This is a genomic window from Ectobacillus panaciterrae DSM 19096, assembly GCF_000430785.1.
Taxonomy (GTDB): domain Bacteria; phylum Bacillota; class Bacilli; order Bacillales; family Bacillaceae_G; genus Ectobacillus; species Ectobacillus panaciterrae.
The window spans coordinates 279,987-305,160 of record NZ_KE387246.1; the positions used below are offsets into that span (position 1 = coordinate 279,987).

General features: G+C 40.0%; 22 protein-coding genes and 2 pseudogenes. 15 read left to right on the forward strand and 9 right to left on the reverse strand.

The features are described 5' to 3' along the window. Positions 1 to 191: 191 nt before the first annotated feature. Positions 192 to 533, reverse strand: a complete 342-nt coding sequence (locus H540_RS0123865; RefSeq protein ID WP_028402697.1) for a helix-turn-helix domain-containing protein — start codon at positions 531 to 533, stop codon at positions 192 to 194. A gap of 187 nt (positions 534 to 720) precedes the next feature. Here H540_RS0123865 and H540_RS0123870 point away from each other — a divergent pair, with 187 nt between their 5' ends. Both H540_RS0123870 and aspA read left to right on the forward strand, forming a co-directional pair. Beyond that, positions 721 to 1,725 carry an asparaginase gene (locus H540_RS0123870; RefSeq protein ID WP_028402698.1) on the forward strand — a complete coding sequence of 335 codons (1,005 nt, stop codon included), beginning with the start codon at positions 721 to 723 and terminating at the stop codon, positions 1,723 to 1,725. Between the two features lie 254 nt (positions 1,726 to 1,979). Continuing rightward, positions 1,980 to 3,419, forward strand: coding sequence for an aspartate ammonia-lyase (aspA, locus tag H540_RS0123875; RefSeq protein WP_034671804.1), 1,440 nt, complete (start codon positions 1,980 to 1,982; stop codon positions 3,417 to 3,419). A 144-nt stretch (positions 3,420 to 3,563) separates the two neighbouring features. Here the strand turns inward: aspA and H540_RS0123880 are convergent, their stop codons facing one another. The 4 genes from H540_RS0123880 to H540_RS35285 are packed head-to-tail and all read right to left on the reverse strand — an operon-like array spanning position 3,564 to position 7,591. Further along, complete coding sequence (locus H540_RS0123880; protein ID WP_028402700.1) at positions 3,564 to 4,772, reverse strand: Ger(x)C family spore germination protein; 1,209 nt, start codon at positions 4,770 to 4,772, stop codon at positions 3,564 to 3,566. Then, positions 4,756 to 5,859 (reverse strand): spore germination protein, encoded by a 1,104-nt coding sequence (locus H540_RS0123885; protein WP_028402701.1) that lies wholly within the window; start codon positions 5,857 to 5,859, stop codon positions 4,756 to 4,758. The genes H540_RS0123880 and H540_RS0123885 overlap by 17 nt, the downstream gene beginning before the upstream one ends. Positions 5,860 to 5,885: 26 nt before the next feature. Then, on the reverse strand, positions 5,886 to 7,460 hold the full coding sequence (locus tag H540_RS0123890) for a spore germination protein (RefSeq protein ID WP_028402702.1): 1,575 nt from the start codon (positions 7,458 to 7,460) through the stop codon (positions 5,886 to 5,888). Positions 7,461 to 7,465: 5 nt separating this feature from the next. Continuing rightward, positions 7,466 to 7,591 carry a hypothetical protein gene (locus H540_RS35285; RefSeq protein ID WP_425388169.1) on the reverse strand — a complete coding sequence of 42 codons (126 nt, stop codon included), beginning with the start codon at positions 7,589 to 7,591 and terminating at the stop codon, positions 7,466 to 7,468. 483 nt (positions 7,592 to 8,074) lie between these two features. On the opposite strand from H540_RS35285, the pseudogene H540_RS33605 reads away from it, so the two are divergent. From H540_RS33605 to H540_RS30775, 10 genes and pseudogenes are all read left to right on the forward strand, one after another. Continuing rightward, positions 8,075 to 8,230, forward strand: a pseudogene (locus tag H540_RS33605) (IS110 family transposase); the annotation flags it as partial. A gap of 464 nt (positions 8,231 to 8,694) precedes the next feature. Beyond that, positions 8,695 to 10,296, forward strand: coding sequence for a DcuS/MalK family sensor histidine kinase (gene dcuS / locus H540_RS0123910; protein ID WP_028402704.1), 1,602 nt, complete (start codon positions 8,695 to 8,697; stop codon positions 10,294 to 10,296). Further along, complete coding sequence (locus H540_RS0123915; RefSeq protein ID WP_028402705.1) at positions 10,293 to 11,000, forward strand: response regulator; 708 nt, start codon at positions 10,293 to 10,295, stop codon at positions 10,998 to 11,000. Before dcuS ends, H540_RS0123915 begins: the two co-directional genes overlap by 4 nt. 138 nt (positions 11,001 to 11,138) lie before the next feature. Beyond that, entirely contained in the window at positions 11,139 to 12,455 is a 1,317-nt protein-coding gene (locus H540_RS0123920) for a 2-hydroxycarboxylate transporter family protein (protein ID WP_034671840.1), read from the forward strand. Between the two features lie 358 nt (positions 12,456 to 12,813). After that, the gene (locus H540_RS0123925; protein ID WP_028402707.1) at positions 12,814 to 13,566 is read left to right on the forward strand and encodes a sulfite exporter TauE/SafE family protein; all 753 of its coding nucleotides are present in this window, start codon (positions 12,814 to 12,816) and stop codon (positions 13,564 to 13,566) included. Positions 13,567 to 13,880: 314 nt separating this feature from the next. Next, positions 13,881 to 14,843 carry a FecCD family ABC transporter permease gene (locus H540_RS0123930; protein ID WP_028402708.1) on the forward strand — a complete coding sequence of 321 codons (963 nt, stop codon included), beginning with the start codon at positions 13,881 to 13,883 and terminating at the stop codon, positions 14,841 to 14,843. After that, positions 14,844 to 15,860 carry a FecCD family ABC transporter permease gene (locus H540_RS0123935; RefSeq protein ID WP_028402709.1) on the forward strand — a complete coding sequence of 339 codons (1,017 nt, stop codon included), beginning with the start codon at positions 14,844 to 14,846 and terminating at the stop codon, positions 15,858 to 15,860. Between the two features lie 22 nt (positions 15,861 to 15,882). Continuing rightward, the gene (locus tag H540_RS0123940) at positions 15,883 to 16,800 is read left to right on the forward strand and encodes an ABC transporter substrate-binding protein (protein WP_028402710.1); all 918 of its coding nucleotides are present in this window, start codon (positions 15,883 to 15,885) and stop codon (positions 16,798 to 16,800) included. Between the two features lie 243 nt (positions 16,801 to 17,043). Further along, positions 17,044 to 17,160 carry an SDR family oxidoreductase gene (locus tag H540_RS32615; RefSeq protein ID WP_245592339.1) on the forward strand — a complete coding sequence of 39 codons (117 nt, stop codon included), beginning with the start codon at positions 17,044 to 17,046 and terminating at the stop codon, positions 17,158 to 17,160. A 545-nt stretch (positions 17,161 to 17,705) separates the two neighbouring features. Further along, positions 17,706 to 19,007, forward strand: coding sequence for an esterase-like activity of phytase family protein (locus tag H540_RS30775; protein ID WP_051317258.1), 1,302 nt, complete (start codon positions 17,706 to 17,708; stop codon positions 19,005 to 19,007). A gap of 127 nt (positions 19,008 to 19,134) precedes the next feature. On the opposite strand, the gene H540_RS0123950 is transcribed toward H540_RS30775, so the two are convergent. Further along, positions 19,135 to 19,545: a CHRD domain-containing protein gene (locus tag H540_RS0123950; protein ID WP_028402711.1), complete on the reverse strand. Its 411-nt coding sequence runs from the start codon at positions 19,543 to 19,545 to the stop codon at positions 19,135 to 19,137. Between the two features lie 488 nt (positions 19,546 to 20,033). Here H540_RS0123950 and H540_RS0123955 point away from each other — a divergent pair, with 488 nt between their 5' ends. Further along, positions 20,034 to 20,648, forward strand: coding sequence for a transglutaminase-like domain-containing protein (locus H540_RS0123955; RefSeq protein ID WP_028402712.1), 615 nt, complete (start codon positions 20,034 to 20,036; stop codon positions 20,646 to 20,648). 269 nt (positions 20,649 to 20,917) lie between these two features. Here the strand turns inward: H540_RS0123955 and H540_RS0123960 are convergent, their stop codons facing one another. Beyond that, positions 20,918 to 21,871: an alpha/beta hydrolase gene (locus H540_RS0123960; RefSeq protein ID WP_034671807.1), complete on the reverse strand. Its 954-nt coding sequence runs from the start codon at positions 21,869 to 21,871 to the stop codon at positions 20,918 to 20,920. A 553-nt stretch (positions 21,872 to 22,424) separates the two neighbouring features. Here H540_RS0123960 and H540_RS0123965 point away from each other — a divergent pair. Both H540_RS0123965 and H540_RS0123970 read left to right on the forward strand, forming a co-directional pair. Further along, complete coding sequence (locus H540_RS0123965) at positions 22,425 to 22,907, forward strand: hypothetical protein (protein WP_028402714.1); 483 nt, start codon at positions 22,425 to 22,427, stop codon at positions 22,905 to 22,907. 362 nt (positions 22,908 to 23,269) lie between these two features. Beyond that, entirely contained in the window at positions 23,270 to 24,232 is a 963-nt protein-coding gene (locus H540_RS0123970) for an FTR1 family iron permease (RefSeq protein WP_245592341.1), read from the forward strand. Positions 24,233 to 24,395: 163 nt separating this feature from the next. Here the strand turns inward: H540_RS0123970 and H540_RS30780 are convergent. Then, positions 24,396 to 24,779 (reverse strand): annotated as a pseudogene (locus H540_RS30780) (FMN-binding negative transcriptional regulator); the annotation flags it as partial. A 23-nt stretch (positions 24,780 to 24,802) separates the two neighbouring features. Further along, positions 24,803 to 25,174: GNAT family N-acetyltransferase (locus tag H540_RS0123980; RefSeq protein ID WP_028402716.1), on the reverse strand; the 372-nt coding region annotated here is incomplete at its 5' end.

Genomic DNA, 25,174 nt, shown 5'->3' on the forward strand with positions numbered 1-25,174 from the left:
TAAAGAATAAAAATCAGACCGAAACTCGGGTCTGATTTTTTAATTTAGAACGATTTGACCTGTTGGCTAAAAATCGTATTGGGACAAAAACACGTAATTTTTGTACGTACTTCCAATCATGTGAAGTTATATAAACTTCACATGATTGGAAGTATGCATGTATCTTTTCAATTAACAGTAATAAAGGGTACTTAATCAAGAGACGTTTTTATATCTCGTTTTACCCGAGTAAATGCAATAAAATCACAAATCTCCTCAGCCGTTAGAGGAATCTCATCTAGAGAGAGCACCATATCTTTGGAATGTAATAGTTCAGTTAGTTCGAGTTTCGGTTGGTTATCATCTGTCCGATTCAACATATAATCAACCGTTGTGTCAAATAAATCCCCGATTTGCAACAATGCTTGCAAAGAAGGCTCTCTATATCCAGATTCGTAGCCGGCATAGGTACTTTTCGCGATTCCGAGACGATCGGCTGTTTCTTGCAAGGACCACTTCCTGCTCTTTCTAAGATTTACTAATCGTTGTAACACTGTATCCCTACTCCCATGTTAATTTTTTTTGATTATAACATGTGAAACATTCATATAAAAGAAAAAAATGTACGCGTAACGAATACAAATGTTGATTTATGTCCGGATTTGATCTTATAATAGACTATAATAATATGCGTTATGCGTACAAAAGGATGAAAAATAAACTCGAATGGGAAGGTCAGCGATGAAGAAACTATTATTAATTGCAACAGGTGGAACAATTGCATCAGTTGAGGGGAAGGAAGGACTTGTTCCTGGATTGTCTGCTGAGGAACTACTGGAATATTTTCAGGACACATCTCAGTCAGTTGATGTAACGAGTCAAATTCTTATGAACAGAGACAGCACGAATATGCAGCCGGAGCATTGGGTTGAAATGGCTGAAGTGATTGCTCAAAATTACGAACAATATGACGGATTTGTGATCACTCATGGGACAGATACGTTAGCATATACTTCAGCGGCGTTATCCTATATGCTGCAAGGTTTACAAAAACCCGTCGTCATAACGGGCTCGCAGGTTCCCATCAGCTTCAAAAAAACAGATGCGAAAAAGAATATATCTGATGCACTGCGCTTCGCATGTGAAGATATTGGCGGTGTCTTCGTCGTATTTGATGGACGCGTGATCATCGGTACAAGGGCTGTCAAAATGAGAACAAAAAGCTACGATGCGTTTGAAAGTATCAATCATCCATACGTTGCTTATGTGGACGCAAAGGAAGTGCGATATCAATGGAAACCTGCGTCCTCTTCTGACGAATTTCTAGTGAATACTAGCTTGTGTCCAGATGTATTCCTCATGAAATTGTATCCTGGAACGAAACCAGAGATATTTGATTGTCTGAAGGGTTTGTATAAAGGGATTATTATTGAAAGTTTTGGTAACGGTGGATTGCCTTTTGAGGGGCGAAACTTGTTGGCGAAAATTCAAGAGCTTACGGAAGCTGGTATTGCCGTAGTTATAACCACGCAATGTTTGGAAGAAGGGGAAGACTTGCTTCTTTATGAAGTAGGACGCAAGGTAGCACAACATCGCGTTATTTTATCTGGAGATATGAACACAGAGGCTATCGTCGCCAAGCTGATGTGGGCTCTTGGACAAACCAATTGTATAGAAGAAATCAAGGAGATTGTAGAAACTCCTTTGGCAGAGGATTCGACTGCTGGATTTGAAAAAGAAGACTAGTCGTTAATAAGGTCATTTTATATACAAGTAAATAAAAAAACCGTTTATAGTGGAGAGAGATCATGCGGCGATGTGCAGAAGCGGTCAAACCTTTGGTTCATGCAAGGGTAAACCAGAGAGAAGAAGTATACCATGCTCCCTTTTGGTTGCACATCGCACATGGACATGTCGAAATTATAATTTGCTCATATATAGGCTAATCATGTTTCTGTTAAACAGTCAAATGTTGCTTATAAAATAGAGGGGGAAATATCATGTCAACTATCAATGAAACAAACCAATATATGCGAATTGAGAAAGATTTTTTAGGTGCTAAGGAAGTACCTGCCGAAGCTTATTATGGCGTTCAAACACTGCGTGCTGTCGAAAACTTCCCTATCACGGGATATAAAATACATGAAGAATTAATTAAAGCGATGGCGATTGTGAAAAAAGCAGCTGCGCTTGCTAACATGGATGTAAAACGTCTATATTCCGGAACAGGGGAAGTAATTGCGAAGGCTGCACAAGAAATCATTGAAGGAAAATGGCATGACCAATTTATCGTTGATCCAATTCAAGGCGGAGCGGGTACATCCATTAACATGAATGCGAATGAAGTCATTGCTAACCGTGCCCTCGAATTACTTGAGAAAGAAAAAGGGGATTACCTTCATGTAAGCCCGAATAGCCATGTCAATATGTCTCAGTCCACAAACGATGCATTTCCGACAGCTATTCATATCGCAGTATTGAATCTTCTAGACAAATTGTTAGATACAACGGAATATATGCATAGCGTGTTCGAGCAAAAAGCAAAAGAATTCGATCATGTTATCAAAATGGGACGCACTCACCTTCAAGATGCTGTACCGATCCGTCTAGGTCAAGAATTTGAAGCGTATGGACGCGCAATCGAACGTGACATCAAGCGAATTAAGCAATCACGCCAGCATTTATATGAAGTGAACATGGGAGCAACAGCGGTCGGAACAGGATTAAATGCAGACCCGCGTTACATTGAATCAGTTGTGAAGCATCTTGCAGACATAAGCGGATTACCGCTTGTTGGGGCTGCGCATCTTGTAGATGCAACGCAAAACACAGATGCATACACAGAAGTATCTGCTGCGTTGAAGGTATGTATGATGAATATGTCTAAAATCGCGAATGACTTACGTTTAATGGCTTCCGGCCCTCGTGCAGGATTAGCTGAAATTACATTACCGGCTCGTCAACCTGGCTCTTCTATCATGCCTGGTAAAGTAAACCCGGTTATGGCAGAGGTCATTAACCAAGTAGCTTTCCAAGTGATTGGAAATGACCATACGATTTGCCTTGCATCGGAAGCGGGACAGCTTGAATTAAATGTAATGGAGCCAGTCCTTGTATTCAACCTGCTCCAGTCCATTAGCATTATGAATAACGCATTCCGTGCTTTCACAGACCATTGTCTAAAAGGAATCGAAGCAAATGAGGAAAGATTGAAAGCATATGTAGAAAAGAGTGTGGGCGTTATCACAGCAGTTAACCCGCATATCGGTTACGAAGTAGCTGCTCGGATAGCGAGAGAGGCTATCTTAAGCGAAAAACCTATTCGGGAGTTATGTCTAAAATATGATGTGTTGACGGAAGAGGAGCTAGATTTAATTCTGGATCCGTACGAAATGACGCACCCTGGTATTGCAGGAAAAGCTCTTTTAGAGAGAAACTAAACCTGGACAGGTCTAAATAATTAAAAATGATCTTTGTTCAATGAAAAGAGGGTTTGTATTTTTGCAAACCCTCTTTTTTGCAATCTTGCCGCTCTTACCATCAAAAGAGGTAAAAGTTCAGGCGTAATTGAACAGAAGGTCTCACTATTCGGAGCCTGCCCCCCCATAATCTTTAATGGTTAATTTTACGTTGTACTTGATTGGAGCCTTACTAAACGTTCGGTCCCAATCTTTTTTGACCTTTTTCCATACTTTAGGGTGCTCAATTCTTAAGCGGTTTCCGAAGCCGGCAACGTCTGCTTTGTATTCCTGTTGCGTTTTTTCTAATGTATTCTTCACCAAGCGCTTCACTTCTTTTTCAGCGGCTTTTTCTGCCCTTTTTAGAAATGTATTTTCAAAAGAACTTCCCGAAAGCACCCAATTTTCAGATAGACGGCCCTCTGATTCGATGTTCACATCAAAAGAGATCTTCTTTCCATCAACATGAGGTGTGATTTTGCTTTTCATTGACTCTATTTCGTAGATCATGAGCTGCCCTGTCTTTTTATCAAAGCTTTTCACTAAACCGCCTTTCCCTTTTCCCGTTATCCACGTTAATCCATCTAATTCCTTCTCATTCAAAAAACCGCGCAGCTTTTTTGTCTTTCCATTGATCACGGCAGCTCCGGCAAATTTTACTTCTCCATTTGCCGAAATCACATTTTGCAAAAGAAAACTGGATCCTGATTGTAGCTTGCCCTCTAATTTAGCGAGCGGCATAGAAGGCAAAATCCTTGTTGTTCTATATTGATTATCTGCAATTCCAATCAAACGAAACGATGGAAAGTCTCCTGTTTCCTTTGATTTCAGCGTCTCGCTGGCTCGCCCCTTGCTAATTAACACAAGACAGCTTAGTCTAGGCGCATTACCACGAAAAAAAAGATCAAGTAATTGTTTCAAATTATACGTGCGTACTAAATCCTCACCGATAACGATCACTTTTAAGTGTGGGCTGAACATGGGGCCGTCCCTTCTCAATGAAAATTCACGAATCATTTGATGGACAGAATCACCGGTTTCAGAAGCATTCATGTAAGGTTTTTGTTGCCCTCCGCCCCCTTTACCCTTCGAACCTGATGCTTGTGGATTAACAAATTGATAGGTCAACGTCATGATGTTTCTTTCGGGGTATCCCCCTCCTCGTTCCTTTAGCTCTTTCTCAATTGTTGACTCCTTGCCTTTATCTAATGCCAGACCTACACCTAAACCTCTCTCTTCAATTTCTTGACTGCTCCAACACCCTGTAAGAGACAGGAGCAAAAGAACCGACAGCGAGACCAAAAGGAACCGTACATTGTTAAGGCTTTGCTTCATGCTTTCCCTCCTTCAATCTCGCGATAATGAGAAGCAGCGGTGGCATTACACCAAACAAAAACAACGCGATATCGCCGACTATATCCCCTAGTTTAAATAGGTCATTTATATTTTTGGGAGTCATGGCGATGATGTAAATAACCGGAAGCAAGCCAAACATAAATGGATGAATATTCTTTTTGAAGAGTTGAGCCAGTCCCAAAGAAGCGATATAGAGGCTGATAGCATAGGTAGCAAACATTTGCATAATCCATATTACGATTAGCAAAGACTCAAACCGTTCAAATAGCAAACCGGGAATTTCAAAACTTCGCATGAGAGTAAGTGTCGGCCATGTTCTCGTTACTACTCCATCGATGGATAACGCTCCGATGACCATCACGACAGTTATCACGTAAAAGATCATCGGGATGAAAATTCCAACTAGAACGGCTTTTACTGCTTTGTTTGGCTGTTCCATAAATGCCACAAGGAGCAACATGACCTCAGGACCTGTATACGCGAGAGCCGTTGTCTTTATCCCTTTTAGTACCGGCATGACTCCCAACCCTAATACGGGGCGGAGATTATCTATCTCAAATATTCCGAAGCTCATAAAGGCAACCAGCAAAAAAATGCCTATCGTAATAGGGTATATGATATCAAACAGACGGGCGATCGGGTTTATTCCGTCAATAACCAAATAGAGGCCCACCCACAAAAATGTCATGATGATGGCCCATTTCGGGGTGCCTTCCAGCAAAAGGAAACTCGTTACTTCAGTCATTGAACGGGTTTGAAATCCACAAGTCATAATAAAATAACATACAATAAGCAGACTCAGTAACCCGCCCACCCATTTTCCTACAATTTCTTGGCTATATTGATAAAAGGTTTTCCTTGGAAACTGTTGGCCTAATTTGACGATGATAACTCCGGCCATCATCGCAATGAGACCGCCTAAAATCACGCTTATCCATACATCTGGTGTTTCTACCACTTTCACAGATGCTCTGGGCAGGGTGAGGATCCCTGTTCCAAGGATAGTATTGGTGACGGCAACAGCTGCTTGCGCAGTCGTAATTCGGTCTTTGGGCCTGGTAATCACCGTGGGTCACTTCCTTTCGTCGTGAGCTATCCTTTGCGTGTGGGATTTTTCGTATGCATCATCTTCGGCCGGCGTTTCATCATCATGAGCGGCATGCGAACCATAAAATCTTTCCAGTCGTTTAATCGATAAGGAACGACCGGACTTGCATAAGGCACGCCAAAACTCTTCAGTTTCACCACATGACTGCAAAGCAAGAGGAAAAACAGAATGACCCCGTACAATCCAAACACGGCCGCGCAAAACATGGCCGCGAAGCGAAGGATGCGCAACGTAATCCCTGCGCTATACTGCGGAATGGCAAAGGAAGAAATGGCGGTAAGCGCCACAACGATTACCATAATGGGGCTGATAATCCCTGCTTCTACGGCAGCCTGGCCAATGATCAGACCGCCGACAATGCCCATCGCCGGGCCAATCGGCTTAGGCAGGCGCAACCCGGCTTCCCGTAAAATTTCGATGGCTATTTCCATAATCAGTGCTTCTATAAGGGCAGGAAATGGAACACCTTGCCGCGTTCCCATAATGGACATGGCTAGCTTGGTGGGAATCAATCCCGAATGGAACGAGATAAAGGAAATATACGATGCAGGAGTCAACAACGAAACAAAGGCTGCCCCAAAACGCAATAGGCGGAGAAGCGTGCCGGGGATCCAACGCTCATAATAATCTTCCGGCGATTGCAACAGCATGCTAAATGTAACTGGAACGATCAAAGCGAAAGGCGTCCCGTCCAGCAAAATCGCCACCCGTCCTTCCATCAAGGCGCCAATGACGCGGTCAGGGCGCTCCGTACTCTGTACTTGCTGAAAAGGACTGAGATAATTATCTTCGATGAGCTGTTCTACATAACCTGATTCCGGTACATTATCTATATCGATTTTCTGAATTCTTTTCTTGACCTCTTCCACTAATTCCGGGTCAGCAATATCGTTGATATAGGCAATAACCAGATCTTTTTTTGCACGTTTTCCTACTTGGAATTTTGTTAATGATAAGGTCTCGTTTTCACCATGGCGTCGCAAAAGGGCGGTATTATCGCTTAAAATTTCAGTGAAACCTACCCGCGGACCTCTGACCAATGCCTCTGATACTGGCTCTTCAATATTCCGTTTGTTTGCTTTGGTTGTACCAAGAATGAACACATCTGATGATCCATCAATCAAAAGGGCTGTCGAGCCTGTCAATACTTTTAACATCAACTCTTTTATGTGATGGACTTCTTTTACTTCACTAAGGGAAAGAACTTGATTTTTAATAAACTCTTTTGAAATGGTCCCTTTCACATAAGATGATTCCTGTTTATATTCGTCGAAAAAATCAACCATCAATGATTTCATAATATGTTTGTCGATGAGCTCTTTATCTGACAGTCCTTCCACAAAAATGATTGCCGCCCGAATGCCTGTGCGCCCAATATCAAACTCCCGAAAGTGCACATCCGAGTTATGACTGATTTCTTGCCTGACAAGTTCCAGATCAAAGGTGAAATCCCCCGTAAAATGACCTGTTGAATCTTGAAAAGGCTTATATTCCTGCGTTTGATCACTTTGAATGGCTTGTTTTTGCGATTGTTTGATTTTTGATTTCCACCATCTCATTCTCATCACTCTTCCTCTGATGTACGGATCCAACTAAAAAATTTTGCGATAACATACGGAATGAAAAATACAATTAAAGCTTGCATAAAAACTTTCCAGTCTGGAAGATAGGAAACCATCGTTTTCCACATATTAATCACCTTCATACCCCATGCCAGCAGCTGACACCAGGAGCAAACTTCTGTAAAATGTTATTATGTAATAAAAAAGTTCAGCATTTCTTAGAGAGTATAATTCCCTCATATATGGAAAATTAATCAAAAAGGAATTTTTCTATATATTTCCATGTGTTGTCAGTTACATCGATACAACAAGCGTCCAAAACGTTCATAGGATACGGTATGATACCTCGTACTCCTTGTATTGAGATATCATGTAGATATGAGTGAATGATAAATTCGGCATGTCCATGTGCGATGTGCAACCAAAAGGGAGTATGGTATGCTTCTTCTCTCTGGTTTACCCTTGCATGAACCAAAGGTTTGACCACTTCTGCACGTCTTTTGATCTCTCCCCACTATAAAAACAAACATGACTTCTCAGTCACATCCCCCGCATGAAAAGGGGGTTAGTAACAACTAAACCTTACTATACTGATAAGTAATGACGGACAGCCAAGTACGGGCATTTACTGGAAGCCTGTGTTTAACATCTTAGAAGACTATTTTGATGCCAATGCGCAACGTATTAAAAACGCGCCAGGGTGCAAGACAGATGTAGCGGATGCGGAGTGGATTGCCAAGCTGCTTCGATATGGACTCATTGAAAAATGAGATCTTTCTCCTATTCTTAGGTCCCTTAGATAGAGCATTACATAAAGTTCTTTTCACAGAAAAGACGTTTTTTTATTCACTTGTATATATATAAATGATTTATAATTTCGACATAGGACCTGCTATACAGAACAAAAGACAAGCCTGCACTCGCTTCCTCTCTTACCCTTGTATGGGGCAGGAAAAGGATTTGACCGCTTCTATGCTCCGCCGGATGCTCTTTCCCCACTATCAACGGTTTTTTATTCAGTTGTATATAGATATAATGCCAATGTGAATTTTATCAAGCTTATTATTTCGCTGGAGAGCATACTAGGTTATGATTGGAGCAGAGGCATCGCTTACAAGGAAAATTTTAATTTTGCAGGATATGAATACTAGTTACCGGCATGTGGAAGCTCTAAGAAAGGGATACAATGTTATAAAATCACGGGTTTCAAGAGAGGTTGGGGGAAGGACTTATGAAGGGAAGGAAATGGAGCCTGCAAATGACCATTACGTTATTGGTCTGTGGGGTCGTAGCTCTTTCTTTGCTCGTAACGGATATACTAACCAGTAGAACTATAGCTGCGAACATAGAAAAGAGCCAGGAAGAAAAAGCGACAAATGTGGCGCGCATGGTGGCACATTCACAACTTGTAATAGAAGCTTTAGGCAAACAAGATGAAGAGAGGTCTATTCAAGATTTTGCAGAGGAAACCCGTCGTTTCACCCATGTGCAATTTGTTGTAGTGATGGATATGAATGGGATTCGCAAGTCACATCCGGATCCTGCCAAGATTGGAAAACGATTCGTCGGCGGGGATGAGGGGATTGCCTTAAAAGGAAAAGAACATATTTCTATATCAAAAGGAACTTTAGGAACATCTCTTCGTTCTCTAACACCAATTTTTGACCATACTGGCAAGCAGTTAGGAGCTGTAGCGGTAGGCATTTCCTTAAATGATGTTCAAAAAGCGGTAAGTCAAGGTCGTAATAATATCTATACGGGAACCTTACTTGGAATAGTAGCGGGTATTTTGGGTGCTGTACTTTTGGCAAGGTATATCAAGAGAATTCTTTTTGGACTGGAGCCCTCAGCTATAGCTAAGCTGCTTCAAGAGCGAGATGCTATCTTGCAATCAGTCAGGGAGGGAATTGTAGCTGTTGACCAGGAGTCCCGTATTACACTGGTAAACAAAGCGGCTTTGCGTTTATTTCATAAGGCAGGGTTAGCTCAAGAGCCGCGGGGAATGAAAATGGAAGAATATTTGTCGAACTCAAGACTGGGCTGGGTATTGAAAACTGGGCAAACAGATCCGGACCACGAGATGGTTTTAAACGGTATCACCTTGGTGGTAAATCGTGTGCCAGTCTTTTTGAATGACAAGATAGTGGGAGCTGTTTCGACATTTCGGGATAAAACAGAAATTCAACAGCTGGCTGAGCAATTGACTGGCGTGCGTTTATATGCAGAGGCGCTCCGTGCCCAGTCTCATGAGTTTATGAATAAACTGCATGTTATTTTAGGAATGTCGCATATGGGATTGTATGACCAACTGACAAATTATATAAGTGAACTGGTAAATCATCGAAACAATGAAATCGGTGCCATATCCAGAAATATTAAAGATCCTGTCTTGGCTGGATTTCTGATAGGGAAATTAAGCTATGCGCGTGAAGCAGCTGCCGAATTACATATATCGAGCGAACGTGAAGTACCTGAGCCGCTGCACTCCTACATGTCTCACGAGCTAATTACCATATTGGGAAATTTAATTGACAATGCTCTAGAAGCAGTATCTAACTGTCCTCGCAGGCAAATAGAGGTGCATTTCGACTACGGGGATGATATCTTAACAATTGAAGTAAAGGACACCGGAGTCGGGATCGAAAAGGAAACGCAAAATCATATGTTTGAAAGGGGATTTTCTACTAAGGGAGAAGACAGGGGATTGGGACTCTTTTTAATTAGCCAAAGCTTGGACAGGCTTGGCGGAGAAATAGAAATCTCCTCAAAGCCGTCTCAAGGAACGAGATTTGTTGTTTATATACCATACGATTGCAAGGGTGATATAGAATGATACGTGTGCTCATCGTAGAGGACGATCCGATGGTCGCGGAGTTTAACAAGCGCTATCTGGAGCAAGTAGGAGGATTTCAGCTGGTTTCTGTTGTTACTTCTGTAGATGCTGCGTTACATATATTGGAAAAGAAGACGATCGATTTAATTTTACTGGACATCTTTATGCCGGGGAAGACTGGGTTGGAGTTGTTGATGCATATTCGAGAAACAGGGAAGAAAGCTGATGTGATTTTTATTACAGCTGCTTCGGATATGGAGAGGATTCAAACAGCTTTGCGGTACGGAGCGGTTGACTACTTAATGAAGCCCTTTGAATTTGACCGATTTAATGAAGCCTTATCAGCCTATCGAGAGAAATTCATGTTTATGAAAAATCAGCAGGTATTAAGCCAGAAGGAGTTAGATCGGCAAATCCTTCATAAGGAACCAAGAGCAATAGCAGAAGAGCTGCCGAAAGGGGTGACAAAGGGTACGTTACAAGTGATATGGGAAACCGCACAAAGTATGGGAGAGTCTCCTTTTTCAACGGAAGATATTGCAGGCCGTGTTGGTATCTCAAGAGTATCGGTAAGAAAGTATTTAAAATTTTTGAGCGATATAGATGCCCTTCATGTTAAAGTTCATTATGGAACGATTGGACGACCCATTTACCAATATAAGTATAATAAAGCAAAAGAAAACATAATAAAAAACTTTCTGTAAGCGGTCTATATAGACCGCTTACTTATTTTAGTTACAAAATGCGTTATAAAAATTACGAAAACTATTAAAGGGCTTACAAAGACAGTAAGATGAGAGTACAAAAAGACAGGGGGTATTTGTGTGCAATCTGTAAAAAGAATGGAAACGCTTACGCATCCGGAACCGAAAGATAATATTTTTTCTAAGTTCCTGAAAACGCAAATCGGGGTAATACCTTTACCTCTTTACTTAGTTTTAGCGGCAATTATTTATTCCGCATCTGTTTATAATCAGCTTCCTGCTGACATGATCGGCGGCTTTGCTGTAATTATGATTATGGGGATTTTCTTGGGGCATATTGGAGCGAGAATACCGGTGTTAAAGGACATTGGTGGACCTGCTATTTTATCTCTTTTTGTGCCATCGATCTTATTGTTCTTTCATTGGATGAATCCGGCTTCGATGAAAGCGGTTACTACTTTAATGAAAACGTCAAACTTCCTATACCTTTACATTTCCTGTTTGGTAGCAGGAAGCATACTTGGTATGAATCGTAAAGTGTTGGTACAAGGGCTTATGCGCATGTTTATCCCGCTTGTGGTCGGCACTATTGCTTCAGTTGTTGTCGGAGTCACAGTCGGTCTCCTTTTCGGTTACGAAGTGAAGAGAACTCTTTTCTTCATTGTTGTTCCTATTATTGGCGGAGGGATAGGAGAAGGAATTTTACCGCTTTCCATTGGATATTCTGAAATTTTACATCAGCCTGCTGAACATTTTGTATCCCAAATGATTCCAGCCGCTGTTATCGGAAATGTTATTGCCGTTATTGGTGCAGGTTTAATGAAAAAGTTAGGTGAAAAAAAGCCGGAGCTTACTGGAAACGGTGTATTAGTAAAAACAAATGATGATAAGGAAATTAGAGAAGCAAAAAGTATGGACAAGCCTATTGATTTTTCTCTTATGGGCGCAGGGCTGCTCATTGCTTGTAGTTTCTTCGTCTTTGGAAACGTAGCGCATAAATTCGTCGGAATACCAGGAGCTATACTTATGATTTTTGCCGCAGCTGTAGTGAAATACACAAACATTATGCCTGCAAAAATGGAACAAGGGGCTTATCACTTATACCAGTTTATATCTAAGAATCTTACATGGCCGCTGATGGTCGGATTAGGATTGCTGTATATTCCTTTAGATAAAGTCGTAGATGTTGTTACACCTGCTTACGTTATTATTTGTGCATCTGTTGTAGCTAGCATGGTAGGCACAGGATATTTTGTCGGAAAGCTTATGAATATGTATCCTGTTGATGCCGCTATTGTGACTGGCTGCCACAGCGGTTTAGGAGGAACTGGAGATGTGGCCATCCTATCAGCATCGGGCAGAATGGAATTGATGCCATTTGCACAGGTTGCAACAAGACTTGGCGGCGCTGGCACTATTGTATTGGCTACTTTATTAATGAAATTGCTAAGCTAATCAACAACAGAGAGATAGATTATAGAGAGATTATGAAAAGCCCTGAGTAAATAGGAAAAGATTACTCAGGGCTTTTTGCTTCAACAAAACAGACTTTCCTAAAGAAACAACATCTTCTTCAGGAAAGTCCTTATATACAAGTGAATAAAAAAACGTTGATAGTGGTGAGAGATCAAAAGACGTGCAGAAGCGGTCAAACCTTTGGTTCCAAGGGTAAACCAGAGAGAAGAAGCATGCAATGCTCCTTTTTGGTTGCACATAGCACATGGTATAATTCACTTATATATAGATAGACGCCTGTAATCAGGCGCAACAAATCATTAGGAACATTCAGGGTTTTTGTATTGGGGGGATCGAGTTGGCTATTGCGCTGACTATGTTTGTGATGGGAATTTTATTAGGATTTGTCGGAGCGGGAGGATCAGGCTTTATTATCGCTATTTTAACTGTTCTCTTTGGGGTTCCGATTCATACTGCTTTAGGTACCTCGCTTGCAGCTATGGTGTTTACTACGATGTCAGGTGCTTACAGTCACTTTCGGCAGGGAAATATTTCTGTAAGGACTGGTCTAATCGTAGGCGGATTTGGGGCCGTTGGTTCCTATCTTGGTTCAAAGACTGCCGGATGGATTCCTGTGCATTCTTTGCACTGGCTAACAGCGGGGATGTTATTTCTATCCGCGGTTATACTGGTCATCCGTTTATTTATGGTACAAAAAATAATAGAAAACAGTGGAAGAGAGATTACTCGTAACACGCTTCTAATTAAAAAAGCAGCAATAGTAGGGCTTAGTTCAGGAATATTGGCTGGTACATTTGGGATCGGTTCCGCTCCTTTTATCCAAATAGGATTGCTTGCTGTATTAGGGCTTTCTATACAACAATCAGTAGGCACAACGATGCTTGTCATTTTACCAATCGCTTTAGCGGGAGGAATCGGATATTATTCCGAGGGGTATTTAAACTTTGTACTGTTAGTGCAAGTATTGGCTGGAACCATGATCGGTTCTTATGTTGGGGCTAAGTTTACAAACTATGCTCCTCAAGGCTTTTTGAAGGGTGCCATGGTTCTAACGCCTGTTGCAGCTGGAGCTGTCATGCTAATAGGCTAGCTTTATAACAAGAGACTAAGAGATTGTTTGCTGCAGCGTATCAATGTTTTCCTTGATTTTCTAAATTCTAAAAGCTATAATCTATTATTGAGAATAAATATCATTATCAAAAAATAGATGATACTTTAGGTTGTATTCTAAAATGCTGTTGCTATGGGATGAACTCTCGAAAGCTTCGTGCCGCAGCAACAATCCATACGAACACAGCCGTATTTTAAAACAAAGGATTAATTCAGATGAAGTTAAAATGGTTGAATAAGTATTTCATAAAAACCTTTACAGCTCGTTCGAGCGTTTCATTATTTTGGTTTGTAATGATTTTGGCGGTGTTTGGATTATTATTGTCCATGTTTTTGGCGGTATCGTTTGGAGCGAAAGATATTACGCTGAAGACGGTGTGGGCGGCGATTATAAATTATAATCCGACATTGACAACGCATCAGATTATTCATGAATTACGGCTGCCGCGTGTGATAGGCGCTGCTGTAATAGGAGCGGCTTTTGCGGTTGCGGGAGCTTTGATGCAAGGAGTAACGCACAATCCGTTAGCTGATGCAGGAATCCTGGGAGTTAATGCAGGTGCGACATTTATGGTTGCGCTTAGTTTTGCAATTTTCCCAAATATACCGTATTCGGTTTTAATGCTGCTTTCGTTTACCGGAGCTGTGTTGAGTACGTCATTTATCTTTTTGCTTAGTTCAGCAGGCGGTTTAACACCTTTACGGCTAACCATCGCTGGTGCTGTAGTGTCGGCATTATTGCATTCCATCAGTTCCGGGATAGCGATTTATTATGATTTGAGTCAGGATCTGGCTTTTTGGTATGCTGGCGGTGTTGCAGGGGTAAAGTGGTCTCATTTAAGACTGCTGGTACCGATACTATTGATTACAATCGCTTGGTCATTGGTACTGGGGCGTTCCATTTCGTTAATTTCAATGGGAGACGACGTCGCTGCCAATCTAGGCGTGAAAACAAAGAGGATTCGAATTCTCGGAATGCTCATTGCGGTGATACTTGCCGGGGTTTCTGTTTCGGTTGTAGGCTCGATAGGATTTGTGGGACTCGTGATTCCGCACATTTCGCGCAGACTGGTGGGAGTGGATTACCGGTTTATTATTCCGGTGTCTGCTTTATTAGGTGCAGTGCTGCTCGTTTTGGCCGATTTAGGCGCACGGATGGTGAATCCGCCAAGAGAGCTGGCGATTGGTGTAATGGTGGCACTCGTCGGCGTTCCTTTCTTTCTTTATCTTGCCCGTAAAGAAAGGAGGAATTTATAAATGAGGAAACACGTGCAAGGCATAGGGAAGAGAGTGCTTACTGTTAGCATATCCTTGACCATTATTTGTCTGGGCGTCATTATAATCAGTTTGAATACAGGCACGATTCGGCTTTCGCCTTTAACTGTTTTACAAACCTTCCTTGGTTATGGTAGCCCGCAAGATGCAATGGTTTTATTCGAATTTCGGCTGCCTCGTATTTTGATTACCATGTTAGCGGGAATTGGTTTAGGGATTTCCGGGGCAATTTTACAAGGGTTATCCCGTAATGCATTGGCGGATCCTGGTATTCTAGGTCTTCATGCCGGCGCTTCTCTCGGTCTTATTGTCTTTCTTACCTTGTTCCACTCGATGAACGGGGCATCCTCACTTCTTATTCCGCTGTTTACGTTTGCAGGCGGTGTAGTGACTGCTTTCTTGATTATTATGGTAGCGTATGATCGTTATAATGGGCTGCTGCCTATTCGATTGCTTTTAGTGGGAATTGCGATTGCGGCTGGTTTCAACGCAATTACGCTGTTTTTATCGCTTCGTCTCGATGAAAATACTTACAGCTTTGCTTCAAGATGGTTGATCGGGAATGTGTGGGGACGGGATTGGATACATGTGTATGCGTTGCTTCCATGGATAGTAATCTTTGTTCCGTATGCCCTTTTCCGTTCCAAATCATTAGATGCTTTCTCACTTGGCGATGAGGTGGCGGTTAGCCTTGGGATTCCTGTACGCAGACAGCGTTTGCTGCTGTTGGCGACTGCAGTTGCTTTATCATGTGCCAGCGTATCGATGGTGGGAGGAGTTGGCTTCATTGGCTTGGTTGCGCCTCATCTTGCGCGTCGCCTTGTTGGGCCCTTGCATCAATATTACTTGCCTATTGCAGGGCTCGTTGGTCTAGTTATTCTGGTAATGGCTGATACAATTGGCCGTTCTTTGTTTCAACCGAATGCCATTCCGGCAGGTGTGGTAGTGGCCTCGGTAGGCGCCCCTTATTTTCTTTATTTACTTATAAGAACAAAATAAACGCATGAGTAGAGGAGACATTATGAAAAAGAAACTTATGATTTTAACAAGCATTATTTCCACTCTTTTCATTCTTGTTTTATCAGCTTGCAATCAAACAGATTCTAAACAAAGCGCAGCATCTGGCGATCAAAAACCGGCAAGCAAGGATCCTAAAATTGCGTCGCTTTCGATTCATTTAACGAACGACTTGCTTGCGCTCGGTATTACTCCTGTCGGCTCCGTTATGGGAGGGGATTTAAAAGCTTTCTTGCCTCACGTGGCGGATCGCTTAAAAGACACGAAAAAATTAGGAGTAGCAGCAGACCCTGATATGGAATCGCTGTTAGCATTAAAACCTGACGTAATTTATGCCGACGAGCAATACGCGGGAAAAGACCTTACAAAATTTAAAAACATTGCACAGACTCAAGTATTTAACCTTGATGACGGGACATGGCGAGACCATTTGAAAAAGATCGGAAAGCTTGTTAACCGTGAACAGCAAGCCGAAACCTTTATTAATGACTATCAAGCTCAAGCGGAACGCGTAAAGCCTCTTATTCATAACAAAATCGGCAACAACGGTAAGGTGATGGCAATCCGTGTTACAGCGAAAGAACTGCGTGTCTTTGGGATGAAACGTCCTATGGGACCTATCTTATTTAATGATTTAGGCTTAAAACCGGCAAACGGCGTTGAGAAAATTAATAAAGCCTATGAAGTGATTTCCCAAGAAACGCTTCCGGATTTTGATGCAGATGCTATCTTTGTAATTGTCAATAAAGAAGACAAAGCACAAAAGGTTTTCGAACAATTGAAAAGTAACCCAATTTGGCAAGGATTAAAAGCTGTGAAAGAAAACCATGTCTATATCATTGAGGATCAACCATGGCTTGATTATTCAGCACTAGGCAATAAAATGGCACTAGATGCCGCAGAAAAAATCTTTGCGAAATAACCAATTCGATTCAAAAACCGATGCTTGGTTAAGTAAGCTGCTCGGCATATAAGGGCAGCACATGCCTATCAAGCAAGGCAAAAGCATATCTTAAAAAACGCTATTCTTTTTGTGAAATCATGCAAAAGGAATGGTGTTTTTTTTGAATCTTTGTATCTCAGACGATCTTCTTATACCGTTATATCTCATCCCTTGCTCTCGAACAATAAGATAAGAAGATAGGGACTTCTTGAAGGACAAAAGTTGCCTATAAAACGAGCAGCAACACCAAGTGAAATAGCTGAAGTTATTCCTTTCCTTTCTTCCGATGCTTCTAATTACATCTTAGGAGAAACAATAAATATTAGCGGTGGAAGGTAAAAAAGACATGTATAACTAAGATAAATACGAGCATTCTATATAAATGCAACTAAAAAAATCGACATAAAAACATTTCTTTTAGGGGGGAGAGAGCATACGACTAAGCATAGAAGCGGTCAAACCCTTTTCGTGGCCATGCAGGGGTAAGCCATAGAGAGGGAGCGAGTGCAGTTTCCCTTTTGTTCTACGTGGCAAACGATAGATATGTTGGAATAACACAAAGTGGACTTATATATAATGTGAGAGTTTTAACCGTCTCACACTCCCTTGCGCTAACTAGAAATATCGCAACAAACAAAAAGGCTTCATCTTTCTCTGAAGCCTTTTTGCCATGCTTGCTTAAAGTGTCCGTAAAGGTTTACTTTTACAGACACATCTTGAAATTAGTGGTGTTAAGCGAATACTATCCTTTGATACATATATTTTTTAAAATCTATATACAAGCTTTACATTTTATTAATGTCATTTAAAATAAAAATTCATGTCTGGTTGCTATTGTATATTAAGTAACTTTATTAAAAAAATAGAAACAAGGGGAGAGTTTTATGAAGAAACTGAAGTTGTCCAAGTATTTTAACACCTTAAGTGTTGCTGCATTAAGTTCTTTTTTAGCTGTAGCTCCTATTGCGAATGCAGCTGAAAACAATCTGCCGCAGGAAACGAAAACGTTGATCAAGCAAGGCTATTTTAACCAAAAGCTTTTCCTAGACCCAGTAACAGGCGAAAGTAACAAAGGTCAATCTATTCAATTATCCAGGAACGAGGATTCAGTAAGTAACTTAAACAAAGCACATTCCGTAGGGAGTCTAAGAATGATTGGGGAACAGAGAATTCCGTTAAAACAGGAATTTCAAGGAACTATTGTGGGCGGTCTTTCAGGAATTAGCTACGATTCTAAAAGCAACACCTGGGCAATGATAAGTGACGACAGATCAGTTAACAGTCCTGCACGTTTTTATACAGCCGAGCTGAACTACGATGACAAAAGTTTTAGTTCTGTTCAATTGAACGGGGTGAAATTTTTAAAGCAGCCTGACGGTACCAATTATCCTAATCAAACGCAATACACTACTCAAGGCGGAGAAGTTCCAGATTTTGAAGCTATACGCCTGGATCCAAAGGATGGAAGCGTTTGGTATACAAGTGAGGGCAATCGCTCTCTTGGCTTAAATCCTTTTGTGAGACATGCGACTATTGATGGAAAATACTTGTCTGCTTTACCTTTGCCGGAAATATTCAAGGTGTCGCCAAAAACAGAGATTGGATCACGCGATAATTTGACCTTTGAAGGTATGACGTTTGCACCTAACGGTAAATCGTTATGGGTTTCCATGGAAGCTCCTTTATACCAGGATGGACCTGTACCTACCGTAAACTCCGGGGCATTTTCACGGATCACGCAATACGACCGCAGCGGAAATATGCTGGCCCAATATGCATACCCTATTGAGCCTATTCCAGCAGCGCCAGCCCCTGGTAAATCTGCAGATAATGGTGTGTCGGATATCCTGGCGGTAAACGACCACAAACTGCTAACAATTGAACGCGCCGGTGTGCAAGGTGCGGATGGAAGCTATAAAAATTTTATTCGTATTTATGAGATTGATACGCATGGAGCTAGTAATATTAGTAACATTTCGTTACAAGGAAGCAAATTCAAGCCTGTCAAAAAACGCCTAGTGCTTGATTTAACAACATTGGGCTTATCTAAGCTTGACAACATCGAAGGCATCTCTTGGGGCCGCAAGCTTGCAAATGGACACGACAGTCTGGTGCTAGTATCGGATGATAATTTCAATCCTAGCCAGGTGACCCAATTCTTAGTATTTGAAGTATTGCCAAAATAGACTCTTACAACAGAACCTCTACAAGAAACAAACATAGAGCTGGCATTTGACCGGCTTTTTTTGTTTTGTTGTCGATAAAAAAAGACAGAATCTCTATGAAAGAGCATACTGTCTACACCATTATAAATTATTGAACTTTTCTTATTTGACCACGAATTTCGCCATTTGGATGTCTTTCCGTATGAGCGTTCGCGTAAGTATTGCCTGTTTGCATCTGCCTTGCTAGCTCTGATAAAGACATTCCCTGTAAAGGACCAACAAGGTCTTTTTCTGTGATTGTCCCAGTTACGACTCCAGTATCGACGCTGATACCACGTGTTACTGGTCCAAAAAGGAATACGACAACTGGTCCATTTTCGCCTCTCATTCCTAAATGAATATGAGCAACAGTAAACTTTTCTAAATCATTCACAAATAATCTAAAACGAAGTCTTGTAAAATCATCGTTGAATACAAATTCTGCTGAACCAAAAGCATCTGTTCTTACAGACGGAACTTCCTCACGACCTGTTAACCTAGCAAAAAACCATACAGCCATAGATTCATTCACTTCCCTATCAACTTGATACAATAGTATATTCCTTTGACAGAAATAGGTTCGTCCTTTTTAACTATTACATTGTTTTTAAACATATAATTAGAGATATGTACAAGTATATACAACTGAATAAAAAACCATCTTTTTTAGTGGGGAGAGATCATCCGGCGACGTGTGGAAGCGGTCAAACCCTTGGTTCATGCAAGGGTAAACCATAGATAGGAAGAAAGCGCTAATGCCGTTTTGCTGTACCCAGCACATTGAAATGTCGAAATCATAAATCATTTATATATAGTAGGTGATTAGCTTCTTGTTCTCTTTAAACGGACTTTTTCAGTGCCATCGTTCAAAGCTGAGGGGGTTTTTTATAGAGTTTGGTATGCATTTGGTAAGGGAATTAATATATAAACTAAGATTGTAAGCAGGAACTTTTTGAATTAATATGTAATTATCATGCATTAAAATTCAGAAATAAGGAGACTAGTGCCATGCAATTAGTTTACGAATCGCCGAATTTAGATGATTACTTAAAAGAATTACCTGAAGTAGACTTTACTCATCCTTTAATACAACAGAAGGCGCATCAGGTATACTTGGATTCTAATCATAACCAAGTGGAGTACATAAAAAATGCATATGAATTTGTTAGAGATGAGATTCCCCATTCCTGGGATATTCAAAGTACAAGGGTTACTCAAAAAGCTTCTGAAGTGTTACAGGAAGGTGAAGGTATTTGCTATGCTAAGTCTAACTTGTTAGCAGCATTGTTACGTGCAAAAGGAATTGCAGTAGGCTTTTGTTATCAACGGCTGATGCTATTTGATACACCGGAAAAAGGGTATAGTATCCATGCTCTTAATGCTGTATATATTGAGTCTGAAAATAAATGGATTCGCTTAGACGCAAGAGGAAATAAACCTGGAGTACAGGCTGAGTTTTCTTTAGACAAAGAAAAACTAGCTTTTCCAATTCACCCTGAGTTAGATGAAGTTGATTATCCTGTGATTTATTCAATGCCTAATGAAAAAACCATGAAGGTATTATCTGAGCACACAGATTGCTTAGATATGTATTTGAACTTCTTACCAGAAAGAATTGGATAGACTTATATAGTTACTACCGATAACGATGGGGTATGTAAACAAAAGAGCTCGTCAGAATAAAGTCTGACGGGCTCTTTTATAGAATGTTAAATACGTTGACTTCCGACATATCTATCGTTTGCCGCATAGAACAAAAGGGAAACTGCGCTCGCTCCCTCTCTCTGGTTTACCTTTGCATGAACCACTACAAAGGTTTGACCGCTTCTGCACGTCGCCGGATGATCTCTCCTCACTATCAAAAGACGGTTTTTTTATTCACCTGTATATAGTTATTCTAACCTCTCTAAAAATTTAATAACGTATTTTTTCATTTGATTCATACCTGGTTGCTCGATTGGAAAATGTCCTGCTCCTTCTAAAATCACACATTTTTTTTCACAAGCCAAACGGTTGAAAAAAGGTTCACTGATAGAAAACGGAGTCATTGGATCTATCTCAGGATGAATGAGTAAAACCGGGCATATATTAAAATGTTCAGGTTCAACTTCGGGTTTAAAGTTCAGGAAGGTTCGCAGTAAGCGCAGAGGGATTTTTATTCCAGCTGCATGTGGGTCATTCATAATTAGTTTGGTCAAGTCTGAGTTATTTGTAATTAAGTGCATTCTCGAAACAGCAGTAATAGGAATACGCAGAGGATCAAGCCCAAACGATAACAAATCCATCAAAATTTTACCGAAACGACTAGTGAATGTATTCGGAGCCAATTGATCTCGAACTTTTTGACTTCTAGTATCGATAAATGTAGTCGCAATGAGTCCTTTAATTTGCTTGCTCTTTACGGCAGTGTGATAAGCTAACATTCCTCCAATACTTGTACCGAGTAAGACAATAGGCTTACCATCACGTTGGATTTCGTATTGGATGAAATCTGAAAGAATTTGAATCCAAAGCGAATAATCTGTAAATTTTGCAGATTCGCTATAACTTAGACCATAAGGTGGGAGATCAGGGGACACTACTTCATATCCGTGTTGCTGTAGCATCATTGCATATGGTGCCAGTAACCTTCCGTTTCCTCCAGCACCGTGAATCAAGATCACTTTTATTTTTGAATGTATAGCCTGCATTCGATCGACATGTATATGAAAACTATTCCATTTCCACCATTCTTCTAAGGGTAAATTTTTTTCATCCAAACGTATTTCTTCAGGTATATAGTTTTGATATTGTCTCCAATATAAAACGGAGTTATTATACGTTAAACGCCGATCTGTTGTTTCCAATATTCCCTCTCCTTATTCCTTATATATGAGAATCACTATCATTTGATTGTATTCTATTTCACTCTTAACTCTCAGTCAAGAATATATGTGTTTTATTTTATATATAAATTTATAAATTATGAATATGACAGCCAAATTCATCGATGATCAATTATATCCTATCTCAAATTGAAGCAATAAACTATTCTTTCTATAAATAATGATGAGAGATTTGTTATTAATGATTTTGTAAACTTAAAGGAATTATATATATCCTAAATGAATTTTCGACAAAATCCATGTCGAACTTATAAATCGTATTTATATAGGTGAAATAATTGATTCCTTAGTACAAAGAGGTTGGATAATCCATAGAAAAAACACAGATGAACATACAACAGAACTCGAGCTTACTCAATTCGTACACCTTTCTTTCTCTTAAGAGTCACCGCACATTAACTTTACTATATAATCCCTAGATATGGGAGGATATAGTAAACGGAAAGAGAATGTAAGAAAGAACTAGGAAGGGGGAATTTATATAAAAAAGGTCAATTTCTTATTAATTGGATTCATAATCATTTTCGGATTGATATGGTATACAATTGATTCAAATAAACCTGCTCATGGCTCAAATGAGTCTAAATCCCCACAAAAAAAGGTCACTATGGTAACAACCCAAAGGGATCCAAATGCTACTCCTGTTTTTTTTGAACAAAAAGAGATAAAAGATATACATGTTGAATCAATAAAGACCAAAAAAACAAGAACGTTCACAGAAACAAATGATTTGAAAGCATTTACTGTCGGTATGGAGGCGGCAGAAAAGGGAGATTTACTGTTGGATGAAGATGGTTCTGATCTTATAGATTGCGAGATGTGGATTACTTTTCAAGATGAATCTTATAAAAAGTATTTCATTTGGATAACTGATAAGGAGGGTAAAGATGTTATGATAGCTTATCAGAGAAGCCGGGAAGAAGTAAATCTTAAGTTTTACCAGTTAAATAAAGATAATTCTGAGAAAGTATATAATTTATTAAAAGAAATACTTTGACTACCGATAACCCTATATACAAGTGAATAAAAAAACCGTCTTTTATAGTGGGGCGAGATTAAAAGACGTGCAGAAGCGGTCAAAGCTTTGGTTCATGCAAGGGGAAATCAGAGCGAAGAAGCATACCATACTCCCTTTTGGTTGCACATCGCATATGGACATGTCGAAATTATCATTCACTCATATATATACCAATAACCATGATTATGAAAATCTTACATAACAAACAGAAATATGAAGCACAATTAGATAAGTTTATAGATTCCATTGACACTTAAGGGATGGCGGAATAAAATTTACTTAGTTATCAATTGATAAAGATTATCATTTTCACTTTATGAAGTTGGAGGGAGAACTCATTGTTGAGAAAAATTTTTAATCTTAAGACCATCCTTATATCGGTTTCTTTGCTGGTGGTAATTGGTGTCATAGTATGGCAGGGAGTGAATTATCAAGGGAATCCTGATCCTACTGCTAAAAATTTAACGCCAGGTGCTGCCGTGATAAATACGGCTATCCTTATCTTTCGTGAAGGATTAGAGGCTATTTTAGTATTATCAGCGATTATTTCTGGCTTAGTACGTAAGAAGCAAGATAACTATTGGAAGCCCATCTCTGCGGGAGCAGGGGTATCCTTCTTAGCTACGATTGCTACCTGGTTTATCGTAGTAGCGATTATTTCTTCTGTGAATGCATCGGAGCTTCATATTCAAGCCGCAACAGGAATTCTGGCTGTTATTGTTTTATGTATTATCATGAACTGGTTTTTTCATAAAATTTACTGGACGGGTTGGATTAACCTCCATAATCGCAAAAAACAAAAAATAACCGGAAATAACAGTGAGAGTGTGGCAAAGAGTACGTTTTGGTCTCTTTTCCTGCTAGGTCTTACATCGGTTTATCGTGAAGGGTTTGAAGTGGTTCTTTTCCTTCAAAATTTACGATTAAAAATGGGTTCCGATGTCATCTTACAAGGAGCATTGATTGGGTTAGCGTTAACGATGATAGTGGGAGTTCTCACCTTTTTAGCTCATCGCCGTCTTCCTTATAAAAAAATGTTGGTATTTACAGGTGCTCTCTTAGTTGTTGTCTTGGCTGTAATGGTGGGAGAAACAGCACAAGAGATGCAACTAGCAGGATGGATTAGCACAACTACGATTCCTGTTCATTTCCCTGATTGGATGGGAGTGTGGTTCTGCGTATTCCCAACAGAAGAGACGTTATCCTCTCAAGCTCTAGCTGTTATCTATGTAGTAGGTTCTTACTTAGCTGCTCATTATTTAACAAAACGGAAAGCAACTAAACAACGATCCCAAGCAGCTTAATGGAAAAGTCTTTTCCTATAATGTTACGCAAAAATATATAGGCGCTACCCAAAAAAGCTCGTCAGAATAAAAAATCTGACGAGCTTTTTTATAGAATGTTGGATACATTATCGAATTTGATTGCTGTTACAGCAACGGATTCCAACGATAAACTTGCATCATTCTCCAATTTTTCCAGCATTATTGTTAATTCTTCTATTAATTCCTCTTTCTCTAAAATGTTTGCTTTACCATATACATGGACGGCTTGATAATTCCATGTTGGAACTTCTTCATGCCCATACCAAGAGGAAGAAATGTAAGCGTTCGGTCCCTGAAACATAACAAGCATATCTTCACAGGTCTCAAATGTTCTCCACTGAGGATTTCCATAAGCCATATGTCCAGTAATATAGTAATCATCACCTTTTTTATTTAACCCCAAAGGCAAATGAGTGGCAATTGGTTTCCCTTGTTCTGTTGTGACAATCGTACCAAAAGAGTTTTTTTGAACAAAATCCCAAATTTCATCAACATTTGTGACCTTAAAATATTTTGGAATATACATAATAATCCACCTTTTAAAAAAAGTTATATGAGTGTTTTGGTCATTATAAAGTCTATTTGTTCTTCATCACCCATATAAAAAGAGTGGGCTCCAGTTTGAACAAACCCCATTTTCTTATAAAAAGCAATCGCATTTTCATTTTTTTCCCATACGCCTAGCCAGATTTTCTTTTTATTACGTTCCATCGCAATTTCCATAGCTTTATTTAGCAGATATTTACCAAGCCCATGTTTTTGAAATTTGTTCTTTATATAAATCCTTTCGATTTCAAGTGATTCATCACCCATTTCTTCAGACTGAGCATCATTGGTATTGACCTTTAAATATCCAGTGACTTCATTATTAAAATAAACAAAAAAGAATTGCGAAGAAATATTGGATAATTCTTTTTCTAA

Coding starts and splice junctions, on each gene's coding strand:
- H540_RS0123870 (WP_028402698.1), top strand. CDS start 721: ATGAAGAAACTATTATTAATTGCAACAGGTGGAACAATTGCATCAGTT.
- aspA (WP_034671804.1), top strand. CDS start 1,980: ATGTCAACTATCAATGAAACAAACCAATATATGCGAATTGAGAAAGAT.
- H540_RS0123880 (WP_028402700.1), bottom strand. CDS start 4,772: ATGAAGCAAAGCCTTAACAATGTACGGTTCCTTTTGGTCTCGCTGTCG.
- H540_RS0123890 (WP_028402702.1), bottom strand. CDS start 7,460: ATGAGATGGTGGAAATCAAAAATCAAACAATCGCAAAAACAAGCCATT.
- H540_RS35285 (WP_425388169.1), bottom strand. CDS start 7,591: ATGTGGAAAACGATGGTTTCCTATCTTCCAGACTGGAAAGTTTTTATG.
- dcuS (WP_028402704.1), top strand. CDS start 8,695: ATGAAGGGAAGGAAATGGAGCCTGCAAATGACCATTACGTTATTGGTC.
- H540_RS0123915 (WP_028402705.1), top strand. CDS start 10,293: ATGATACGTGTGCTCATCGTAGAGGACGATCCGATGGTCGCGGAGTTT.
- H540_RS0123920 (WP_034671840.1), top strand. CDS start 11,139: ATGGAAACGCTTACGCATCCGGAACCGAAAGATAATATTTTTTCTAAG.
- H540_RS0123930 (WP_028402708.1), top strand. CDS start 13,881: ATGATTTTGGCGGTGTTTGGATTATTATTGTCCATGTTTTTGGCGGTA.
- H540_RS0123935 (WP_028402709.1), top strand. CDS start 14,844: ATGAGGAAACACGTGCAAGGCATAGGGAAGAGAGTGCTTACTGTTAGC.
- H540_RS0123940 (WP_028402710.1), top strand. CDS start 15,883: ATGAAAAAGAAACTTATGATTTTAACAAGCATTATTTCCACTCTTTTC.
- H540_RS30775 (WP_051317258.1), top strand. CDS start 17,706: ATGAAGAAACTGAAGTTGTCCAAGTATTTTAACACCTTAAGTGTTGCT.
- H540_RS0123950 (WP_028402711.1), bottom strand. CDS start 19,545: ATGGCTGTATGGTTTTTTGCTAGGTTAACAGGTCGTGAGGAAGTTCCG.
- H540_RS0123955 (WP_028402712.1), top strand. CDS start 20,034: ATGCAATTAGTTTACGAATCGCCGAATTTAGATGATTACTTAAAAGAA.